Source organism: Deltaproteobacteria bacterium (assembly GCA_016234845.1).
Taxonomy (GTDB): domain Bacteria; phylum Desulfobacterota; class Deferrimicrobia; order Deferrimicrobiales; family Deferrimicrobiaceae; genus JACRNP01.
Map to the genome: position 1 here is coordinate 1 of JACRNP010000121.1, position 9560 is coordinate 9560.

At 64.0% G+C, this 9560-nt stretch carries 10 protein-coding genes; all 10 read left to right on the plus strand.

Translation table 11 applies throughout. The annotated features are described in order from the left end of the window. The coding region (locus HZB86_08705) for a hypothetical protein (GenBank protein ID MBI5905611.1) at positions 1–228 on the plus strand (228 nt) is incomplete at its 5' end. Positions 229–353: 125 nt separating this feature from the next. Continuing rightward, positions 354–845 carry a TlpA family protein disulfide reductase gene (locus tag HZB86_08710; protein ID MBI5905612.1) on the plus strand — a complete coding sequence of 164 codons (492 nt, stop codon included), beginning with the start codon at positions 354–356 and terminating at the stop codon, positions 843–845. 122 nt (positions 846–967) lie between these two features. Continuing rightward, on the plus strand, positions 968–2728 hold the full coding sequence (locus HZB86_08715) for a peptidyl-prolyl cis-trans isomerase (GenBank protein ID MBI5905613.1): 1761 nt from the start codon (positions 968–970) through the stop codon (positions 2726–2728). Positions 2729–2760: 32 nt separating this feature from the next. Continuing rightward, positions 2761–3312, plus strand: coding sequence for a TlpA family protein disulfide reductase (locus HZB86_08720; protein ID MBI5905614.1), 552 nt, complete (start codon positions 2761–2763; stop codon positions 3310–3312). A 2-nt stretch (positions 3313–3314) separates the two neighbouring features. Continuing rightward, positions 3315–4433 (plus strand): hypothetical protein, encoded by a 1119-nt coding sequence (locus HZB86_08725; GenBank protein ID MBI5905615.1) that lies wholly within the window; start codon positions 3315–3317, stop codon positions 4431–4433. 22 nt (positions 4434–4455) lie between these two features. Beyond that, entirely contained in the window at positions 4456–4998 is a 543-nt protein-coding gene (locus tag HZB86_08730) for a TlpA family protein disulfide reductase (protein MBI5905616.1), read from the plus strand. Then, complete coding sequence (locus tag HZB86_08735; GenBank protein ID MBI5905617.1) at positions 4995–5498, plus strand: TlpA family protein disulfide reductase; 504 nt, start codon at positions 4995–4997, stop codon at positions 5496–5498. The genes HZB86_08730 and HZB86_08735 overlap by 4 nt, the downstream gene beginning before the upstream one ends. 8 nt (positions 5499–5506) lie before the next feature. Then, entirely contained in the window at positions 5507–6715 is a 1209-nt protein-coding gene (locus tag HZB86_08740) for a hypothetical protein (protein MBI5905618.1), read from the plus strand. Continuing rightward, positions 6716–8626, plus strand: a complete 1911-nt coding sequence (locus HZB86_08745) for a hypothetical protein (GenBank protein ID MBI5905619.1) — start codon at positions 6716–6718, stop codon at positions 8624–8626. Between the two features lie 20 nt (positions 8627–8646). Continuing rightward, a partial coding sequence (locus tag HZB86_08750; GenBank protein MBI5905620.1) for a glycosyltransferase occupies positions 8647–9560 on the plus strand: 914 nt, incomplete at its 3' end.

The window sequence follows — 9560 nt, forward strand, 5'->3', positions numbered from 1 at the left end:
ACCGCCATCACGATCGGCAATCCGTTCACCACGTCGGCGAACAACCGGATCAACTGCGATTCGTGCCACCGGCCGCACGACGCCGCTCCCGGTTCCGGGGCGCTGATCCTCGAGTCCTGCGGCACCGACTCGACACGGTCCACGTGGCAGGGGGCCACCGTCAACGCGGGCGGCTTCACGAACGAGGGAGGCGCGAACTTCTGCTCCCGGTGCCACGGAGCGTACTGACCGGATCGAACCGCGGGACGACGATCCACCGTCCCGCGGTGTATTCTTGCAAGTAAGGAAGTTCGACGGGGATGGGGGGCCGAATCGGCCCCCATCCCCTTATCCATTCCCGGGAGGATCCACGCATGTTGAGAAAAGTCGCCCTGTTTTCCTGCTTTATCCTGCTCGCCCCGATTCTCGTCGCGGGCGTCCAGGCGGCCGACGTCAAGGTCGGCGCTCCCATGCCCGAATTCAGCTTGAAAGGGGAGGACGGGAAGGTCTACAATCTCGAGTCGATCAAGGGAAAGAAGACGGTCTTCACCTTCATGCAGGCGGCGTGCTCGGCGTGCCGCGGAGAGGTCGTCCTGTTGAACGACCTCGCCAAGGTGGCGAAGGACGTCCTCTTCCTCCCGATCTCGGTCGACATGGGGGGAGCGAAGGCCCTTGAGCGGTACAAGGCGGATTACGCCATAACGCTCACATTCCTCCTCGATCCGGAATTCCAGTTCCCCCCGAAGTTCGGATTCACGTACACTCCCGCCACCGCCCTGATCGGGGCGGACGGGAAGGTCGCGGCGCTGCTGTCCGGTTTCGACGACGATACGGCGAAGAAGATCAAGGAGTTCGTGAAAAAGTAGCTCTGGAAACGGGGACGGAATCGTCATCCCCTGGAATCCACCGGAAGGTTCCGGAGGCGGGGCGACCCGAACGCTCGGGCCGCCCCGCGCCGTTCCGGAGCAGAATGGGTGAATGAATGCCATTGACGTGGGCACGTATCATCTTCGGGGCGATCCTGATCCTCGCGGCGATCGCTCCGGGGTGCCGGGACGAAGTCCGTTCGGTACCGCCCGGCACTTCGGCATCCCCCGCCGTATCCACGGCTCCTTCCGTTCCGCCGTCCGTCCCCGGGCCGGAGCGGGATACCGCCGGGGAGAAGAAGCCGCGGGGCGGGCACATCCTCGAGATCGAGGGAGAGCGGTCCCTGACTCCGGACGACCTCCGGGCGATCCTGTCCCGGGAGGATCTCCGCCACAACGCGGCGTTCCGGGGGGGGAAGGTCGCCCGGGACCAGGCGGTGGAGGAATTCCTTGTGAGGAAACTCGTCCTGCTGGATGCGAAGGCCACCGGCTTCGACCGGTCGGAACCGCTGGCGACCCAGCTGGAGACGGCGCGGATGGCCTGGATCTCCAACCTGTACAAACAGAATGTGATCGACAACCTGTCCATCCCGGACCGGGACGTCGCGGGCCGCCTGCCGAGGAATTGGGAAATGCGGACCTTCGGCGAGATCACCCTCGAGACCCCGGAGGAGGCGGAGAAGATCCGCAGACGGGTGGCGGCCGGGGAGGATTTCGAATCGCTGGCGCGGGAGCACTCCATCAGCCCTTCCGCCCCGAAGGGAGGGAACCTGCGACCCGTCGACAGCCTCTCCCGCACGGTTCTTCCGGAGATCATCGACAAGGAGCTGTGGGACATGCCCGTCGGAGGGTGCACCCCCGTCTTCCCGTCCCCTCTCGGCTGGGGTCACGCCTTCGCGTGCGTGCGGAAGATCGAGCAGATCCCCGCCGCGGACCGGGAGGAGTACGCAAGGGAGATGCGGCACCGGATCCGGGGGGAGCGGAGCCGCGAGATCCTCGAGGGGCTCGACCGCACGTTCCGCAAGGAGGTGGACGAGGAAGCGATCCGGAAATTCGACAGCCTCTCCCCGGACGCGGTCCTGGGGAAGGTGAACGGCAAGCCGGTGACCCGGAGATATTTCGAAGCGTACTTCCAGGCCCGGCCGAAACTTACTCCTCCAACGACGGCGGAGGCGAGAAAATCCAACCTGGAAGGTATCCTCAGTGAATTGGGGTATTTCCAGATCGCGGAGGGGACGGGGATCGACCGGATCCCGGAGTTCCGGAAGTCGTATGCGGAATACCGGGCGGGCGAAGTGAACCAGGCGTATTACGCGCGGATGTACGCACCGATGAAGGTGACCGACGCGCAGGCGAAAGCGTTCTACGAGGAGAACCGGGAGACGATCCGCCAGCAGGCCGGAGTCGTCGCGCGGGTGATCGTGATGGAAGGCGAGAAGGAGGCGTGGGATCTCCACGGCCGCCTGGATCGGAAGGAGATCGGGTTCGAGGAGGCGGTGAAGAAGCATTCCGCCGACGCGAAGTCGAAGAAGGCGGAGGGGAAGATCGGTTTTCTTCCCGCGGACGGCCGGTCGGTCCCGGCGGCGTACAAGGCCGCCCTCGAAGTCAAGGAAGGGGCGATCTCCCCCCCGATCGACTTCAAGGGGAAATATTACATTTTCAGGGTGGACGAGCGGAAGACGGACCGCGTTCTGACGTTCGACGAGTCGAAGGCGCAGATCCGGCGCTACCTGCTCGACAAGGCGAAGAAGGACGCGTACGACGCGGACGTGAAGCGGCTCAAGGCGAAGTACCGGTACCGGATCGACGAGGAACTTCTCGCGACCGTCGCTCCCCAGGATACCGCCCACGGAAAGCCGCCTCCGGCGAAGATGCATCGGTGACCGACGACGAACGGGACGGGAGGTGCCTTTCGATGAGGAGCAAGTGGAATACGCTCGTGCCGGCGCTCCTTTTCCTTGCCGCGGTGGCGGCGGCCGCCCGGCCGGCGGCGGGGGGAGCCGCCCCTTCCCCCGCGTCGCTGATCGGCAAACCGGCGCCCGGCTTCACGGTCGCGACCGTCAAGGGGGATCGGGTCGACCTGAAGCAGACCCTCGATGAAGGGAAGGTCGTGGTCCTGAATTTCTGGGGTCTGCGGTGCGGCGCCTGTCTCGCGGAGATCCCGGTCCTGAACGCCATGCAGGAGAAGTTCGCGGGCCGAGCGAGATTCCTCGGCGTCAACGTGGACGGCGTGGACGCGAAGTTTCTCGAGAAGCAGATGGCGGCGGGGCAGATCGCGATCCGGTACGATACGGTGACCGACGCCGATTTCACCCTGATCGAACTGTACCGGATGAACGCGGCTCCGTACACGGTGGTGATCGATCCCGGCGGGACGATCCGGTACCAGCACGAGGATTACAAGCCCGGGGACGAGAAGGAACTCGAGAAGGCGATCGAAGACGCCTTCCCGCGAAAGACACAATAGAAATGGCGAGCCGGCCGGCGGTTTCCGTTTCGATCCTCCTCCTCGCCGCCGCGGCCGTCGGGATCTTTCTTCCCGCCGGCGGGGGGGCCGCCTCCGGCTCGGCCGGTTCGTCTTCCTACACCGGTTCCGAGAAGTGCGCCTCCTGCCACCAGATCCAGTACAAGGGGTGGGTGAAGACCTTCCACAGCACGGTGATCCAGGACGTAAGGAAGAATCCGTCCGCCGTCATGGCGGACATGTCCGACCCGGACCTCCCCTTCATCCACTTCGCGATCGGGGGCCACTGGGACCAGCGGTACCTGACGAAGCTCGACGACGACTACTATATCCTTCCGCGATTGTGGTCCGTGCAGAGCAAGAAGTGGCGGCCCTACAGCACCTACGGGTGGCAGAAGCGCCCCTACTCGAAATATTGCATCGGATGCCACTCGGTGGGGTTCGACCCGAAGACGAAATCGTTCGCCGAGCACTCCGTCGGCTGCGAATCGTGCCACGGGCCGGGGGAGAAACATTCCGCCCACCCCGGCAAAGAGAACATCGTGAACCCGAAGCGGCTTCCCGAGGATCGCTCCGAGGAGATCTGCGCGTCGTGCCACGTGCGCGGCAAGGACCTGTCGGGAGAATATTTCTTTCCGATCGGGTACTCCCCGGGGGGCGTCCTGTCGAAATACCTGGTCCCCCTGGAAAAGAACGAGGGGGAAAACGACAACGTCGCGATCCATCGGATCTGGGACAAGTGGAAGGCCGACCGGGAGGCGCAGGCCCGCTCCCGGTGCGAGGTGTGCGGCATCCACCAGACCGCGAAGCCGCAGGGCGCGCAGATCAGCGTCGACGCCATCTGCATGAGCTGCCATGAATACGGCGACAAGCTGTCCGCCCACACCCACCACAAGGCCGATACGCAGATTGGGTGCGGCGACTGCCACCGCCAGAAGAACCCGGACGTGAATGAAAACAAGGAAAACAACGTCCATTCCTACAGCTACTTCCTGATCCACCCGCAAGGGTGCTGGGACAAGGAGGTCCAGAACCGGTGCGGCGCCTGCCACAAGGACAAGACAGCTTCGTGGGCATATGATATCGTTTTAAAGTGGAAAAAACCGGTGATCGTCGACCATTGACCGGTTTCACGGGGGCGGGGGGATGAGCGGATCCTGGAAGGCGGCTTTCGTCTGCGTTGCGGTTTGCCTTGCGGTTGCGTTCCCGGCGGGCGCCACGGACACGGCGATGCGGCTGAAGATCGGCGACAAGGCGCCGGACTTCAGGCTCCGGGACGTGGTGACCGGGAAAACGGTCTCCCTTTCGGATTTCTCCGGGAAGAAAGTGGTCATGCTGGAGTTCTGGGCGACCTGGTGCGACATCTGCAAGCGGGAAATGCCCAGCCTCGTCAAGCTGCAGGGCGAATGGCGGCCCAAAGGTTTCGAGATCCTTTCGGTCGTCCTCCCCCCGGAGAAGGGCGTGAAGGAGATCGCCCGGGAAAAGCGGTTGAACTACGCCGTGCTGCTGGACGCCGACCTCACGGTGGCCACCAAGCTGTACGGACTCGCCGGTCCCATACCGCTCAAGGTGGTCATCGATCACAAGGGGGTGATCCGGTACTCCCACGTCGGCGACTACCCGCCGGGCGAAAACGAGCTCCCGTTCGTATTGGAAGACCTGGTGAAGGAGATGGGGAAAGGGAAGTGAGGCGTCTACCGCTCCTGGCCTGCGCCGTCGCCCTCCTGGCGGCAACTTCCGTCTTCGCCGCGGAGAAACCGGTCGAGGTCGGGCACGCGATGCCGGAGTTCTCCCTGCCGGGGCTGGAGGGGGAGCCGATCTCCTTTTACCGGTCGATCCGGGGCAAGGCCCCGCTCACCCTCTTCCTCTTCATGACGACCGCCTGCTCCGCGTGCTACGAGGAACTGAAGGAGATCCACGATTTCGTCGGGAAAAACCCGGGGAAGATCGATGCGTGGGCCGTGGCGGTGGACCTGCGGGGAGCGCAGACCGTGGGACCGTATCAGAAGGCCAACGGGTTCCGGGTGAAGTACCTGATCGACCCGAAATTCTCCCTCCCCAGGACGTTCGGCTTCAACTACACCCCGTCCCTGGCGATCGTCGACGCGAGGGGGGTCCTCCTCCACAAGAAGGGCGGGTATGCGCCGAACGAGCGCGTCCACGACCTGATCAAGACCTTCCTCAAGTAGAGGCACCCGTGGGCTGGCGCCGATTCACGCTTGCCATGCTGACCGTGGGGATTTGCGCGGCCGGTACCGCCGTGGCGTTCGGCCCCGGCGCGAAAGGGTACGCCGGCTCGGAAGCGTGCAAGGAGTGCCACGAGGAGATCTACGCCCAGTGGCGGAAGACGCCCCATGCGAACATGCTCCGGGATGCGAAGAAGAATCCGGAGGCGGTGGCGGCGAAGGATTTCTCGGGCGTTCCGTTCACGCGCGACGAGGTCCAATGGACGATCGGAAGCCACTGGATCCAGAAGTACCTCACCTTCATCGACAACGACTACTACGTTCTCCCGAAATACTGGAACCTCGTGACGGACGACTGGGAGCCGTACTCGATCTTCAACTGGCGGCAGCAGCCGTACACCGTATTCTGCGACGGGTGCCACACCACCGGATTCGATCCGGTCACCAAATCGTTCCACGAGCCGTCCATCGGGTGCGAGGCGTGCCACGGGCCGGGGGAACGGCACGCCGGGACCGCCGCGGCGCAAGACATCGTGAACCCGCTGAAGCTTTCGAAGGTGCGCCGTGACATGATCTGCGAGGCGTGCCACACCGACGGCAAGGACACGAAGACGGGGGGGCAGTTCCCGTTCCCCGCCCTGTACCGCCCCGGGGAGGACCTGACGGAATATTTCACCGATTTCTTCGCCCCGAAGCCCAAGTCGAAGAAATGGTACTGGGGAACGATGGACTACAAGGAACGCCACCGGATGTTCCTGTTCTGGCAGTCGAAGTTCTACTCGACCGCCAGGGCGTGCGACGTGTGCGGCTTCGACCGGGGAGTCACGGTCAAGGCGGAGCGGTACATGAGCCGTGACGAATATTGCGGAACGTGCCACCAGAAGATCTACAAGGTGTCTTCGCTCCACTCCCGCCACGAACCGCAGACCGCGGAGTGCGTGGATTGCCACACGCCGCAGCTGGCCCCCGGGGGGGAGCGGTACAGCATCCACGACCACAAGTTCGACTTCTCCGGTCCCCGGAACCCGTGCACCGAATGCCACGAGGAGCAGGAGGTGGCGGGGAAGAAGGCGGAGAACCACGACTTCCACCTGACGCGGATCCGGCACTCGGAGACGTTGACGTTGGAACAGGCTTGCGCGCGTTGCCACAAGGGGAAGGACATGTCGGCGGCGCTTGCGGAGTGGAAGAACGGCCAGGTGAAAGGAAAGGGGAAATAGTTGGCCGGGCCGGTCGCCCCGTCCGGAGCGGCGAAAGGTCCGTGGTGGGATCTCTCGCCGGAGCGCGCGAACCGCCTCGCTCTGGCGCTGCTTTTCCTGATCACCATCCCGATGCTGACGAAGATCTTCACCAGCGACTTCGGGACTCACCTCGCCCTCGGCAAGTTCGTCGTCCAGAAACACGAGGTCCCGTCGCGGGAGCACTGGAACTACCCGTCCCTCGGGATGGAAAACGGCAGCGGCGGCGAATGGGGCTTCCAGGCCGTCCTCTACCTCGTCCATTCGGCGGGAGGGGAGTACGCGGTCTCCGTCTTCATCTGGGCCGTCGTGATCGGGATCTTTCTTTTCCTTCATCGGGCGATCGTGCTTCGAGGGGCGCACCCCCTGGTGGCGGTCCTCGCGATCTTCGCATTCTCCGGGTTCCTGAGGATCCGGATCCAGCCGCGCCCCGAGCTCTTCACCTACCTGTTCATCGCCATGACGATCTTCCTGTTGAGCGAATACTATTTCGGCAGCCGCCGGAAACTGATCTATCTGTTTCCGCCGATGATCCTCGTGTGGGCCAACAGCCATCCGACGTACCTGATGGCGTTCGCCTTGTACGGGGCGTTCTTCGTCGACGCTCTCGCGAGGGCGGCATGGAAGCGGGAGCTTCAGTGGACGCGGCTTCGCGGGTGGATCGTTCCCCCGCTCGCCACGGGGATCGCGGGGCTGGCCCTCTGCGGGCTGAATCCGCACGGGTACGGCTGGCTCCTGGCGCCGCTCCACATGATCTCCCGGGGAAGCGGGACGGGGGCCGGTTCCATCCTGATATCCATATCGGAGCTTACCCCCGTGAAAGGGACCGGCTTCTTCGTGTATTACAAGGCGGCGCTTGCCTTCGCCGCGGTATCCCTGGCCCTCGGCGCGATCGGGCGGCGGGTTTACCTCCTGGACCTGTTCCTCTTCGCGATCGCCTTCAAAGGCGCGTGGGATTCCGCGCGCGCCGTGTCGATGATGGGGCTGTTTCTCTCGCCGGGGGCGTCGCTGCACCTGACCGGGTTCCTCGCCGTCGCCGCCGGCTGGTTCGCTCCGAAGCCGGCCGGGAAGCCGAAGGAAAGGCCGAAAGAGAAGAAGGCCCCCCGCGGCAAGCCCGCCTCTTCGCCTCCTCCACCGGAGGGGAAGGACAAGGTTTCCGACATCGCTCCGGGCTGGGTCGCCGTCACCGCCGCCATCATGATCGCCGTCGCGGGATTCGGGGGCACGACGCTGGCGTTCTCCTTCTCCCAGCTCGAGTTCGGCCTGGGGATCACGGAGCACAAATTCTCCTTCAAGGCGGCCGAGTTCCTGCGGAAGAACCCTGTCCCCGGGAAGATGTTCAACTTCTTCGACATCGGAGGATTCCTCGACTGGCAGCTCTACCCCGATCAGCTTACGTTCATCGACGGGCGGACCTATAACCCGAAAGTGTTCAACGACCATCAGATCGTTACCGGCGGGATGCCCGGCTGGCAGAAGGTCGTCGACGGGCACGGGGTCACCCACTTCGTGCTGAAATCGATGGACTCCTCGGGGTCGATTCTCCCCATCGTTCCGATCCTGGCCAACGACCCGAATTGGGCCCTGGTTTTCGCGGACGGCCTGTTCGTCGTCTTCGTCCGCAGGTCTCCGGAGCTTGCGGAGTACGTCCGGGCGCACGAGATCCCGAAGGGGATCCTTCCGCGCCACATCATCCAGGAAGCCTACCACTACACGTATCTCGGGATATCACCCGTCGTGGCGTACCATACGATCGCGAACATGTACCTTGCGATGGGGGACCGTGCCGGGGCGATCCGGAGCCTGCAGAAGGCGCTGAACGAAGCCGAAGATCCGTACCTTCGCAACCGCCTCCTGCAGCTCGAGCAAGGGCAGGGAGGTCCGGCCCGCTGAACCCATCCCCCGGCGGATCGATGGAAATTCTCCACCTCGGGAAATATTACCCTCCCGAGCCCGGCGGGATGGAAGCGGTGGTGAAGAGCTTCGCCGAAGCCACCGGCGGGAAGCTCCGAAACTACTGCCTGGTGGCGACGAAGACCGGTTCGACCAGGATCGAACCGGCGGATCGGCAGACCGTCCATTACCTGAAGGAGCGGGGGACGTTCCTCCTTTCGCCCGTCCTCCCATCGCTTCCCGCGGTGCTCGCACGCTTGCGCCGCGAGGGCCGCTTCTCCGCGATCCTTCTCCATTATCCCAATCCAACGGCGGTGCTGGCGCTGTTTCTCTCCCTTCTTGCCCTGCCGAAAAGGGAGAAGATCGTCCTGTGGCACCACGCGGACGTCCTTCTCGACGAATGGTGGAAAAAGGCGCTGTTCGCCCTGTATCGACCGGTCGAGAGGTTCATATTCCGTCGAACCGACGCTTTCATCGCGGCGACGCCGCACCACATCGCATCCTCTCCGGTCCTTTCCCGGTACCGGGAGAAGACTTCCATCATCCCCTTCGCCGTACCGGACGAATATTTCGACATTTCCGCCGAGGAGAAAGAGCAGGCCCGAAACGTGGTCGAGGGGATGGGGGGGCGATTCGTGCTGTTCGTCGGCCGTCTCGTTCCCTACAAGGGACTGGATACTCTGCTCCGAGCCGCGAAATCCATTTCCGGCCGGATCGCGGTAATCGGGACCGGCCCCCTCGAGGCGAAGATCCGGAAGGATGTCGCCGCGTTCGGTCTGGACGAGAAAGTGATACTGCTGGGAAAGGTCGAGAACCTTCGTCCGTACTACCACGCGTGCGAGTTCCTGGTCCTGCCGTCGAATTCGGCGCTGGAAGCGTTCGGCATCGTCCAGATCGAGGCGATGGCGCTGGGCAAGCCCGTCGTCAGCAGCGA

Coding starts and splice junctions, on each gene's coding strand:
- HZB86_08710 (MBI5905612.1), top strand. CDS start 354: ATGTTGAGAAAAGTCGCCCTGTTTTCCTGCTTTATCCTGCTCGCCCCG.
- HZB86_08720 (MBI5905614.1), top strand. CDS start 2,761: ATGAGGAGCAAGTGGAATACGCTCGTGCCGGCGCTCCTTTTCCTTGCC.
- HZB86_08725 (MBI5905615.1), top strand. CDS start 3,315: ATGGCGAGCCGGCCGGCGGTTTCCGTTTCGATCCTCCTCCTCGCCGCC.
- HZB86_08730 (MBI5905616.1), top strand. CDS start 4,456: ATGAGCGGATCCTGGAAGGCGGCTTTCGTCTGCGTTGCGGTTTGCCTT.